The sequence below is a fragment of the Halococcus sp. PRR34 genome, from assembly GCF_028617175.1.
GTDB lineage: Archaea > Halobacteriota > Halobacteria > Halobacteriales > Halococcaceae > Halococcus > Halococcus salifodinae.
This window is the reverse complement of record NZ_JAQJDA010000079.1, coordinates 1-553: the sequence shown is the minus strand read 5'-3', so window position 1 is coordinate 553 and position 553 is coordinate 1. Positions and strand designations below refer to the sequence as shown.

General features: G+C 62.4%; 1 protein-coding gene. It reads left to right on the top strand.

Translation table 11 applies throughout. The annotated features are described in order from the left end of the window. A partial coding sequence (locus tag PHA81_RS20885; RefSeq protein WP_273838812.1) for a PLP-dependent transferase occupies positions 1-553 on the top strand: 553 nt, incomplete at both ends.

Below are 553 nucleotides of genomic sequence, written 5' to 3'. Positions count from 1 at the left end.
GTCGAACGGCGGGGGATAACCACCCGGTTCGTCGATCCGCTCGATTACGAGGCATATGCCGACGCTATCGACGAGGATACCGCCTACGTCCATTTCGAGACGATCGGCAATCCCGCGCTCGATACGCCGGACATCCAGCGCGTAGCGGATATCGCCCACGATCGTGGTGTCCCGCTGCTTGTCGACAACACGTTCGCGACGCCTGCGCTGTGTCGTCCGATCGAACACGGTGCCGATCTCGTGTGGAACTCGACGACGAAGTGGCTCCACGGTTCAGGCACGACCGTCGGTGGTGTCGTCGTCGACGGTGGGACGTTCCCGTGGGCCGAGCACGCCGAGAAGTATCCCGAACTCGCTCAAGACAACCCTGCCTACCACGGCGTCAATTTCGTGGAGACGTTCGGCGAGGAGGCGTTCACCTATGCTGCGATCGCCCGTGGAATGCGCGATTTGGGCAACCAGCAGGCTCCGTTCGACGCTTGGCAAACGTTACAGGGGATAGAGACGCTGCCACTGCGGATGGAGCGCCACAGCGAGAACGCACTGGCTGTCG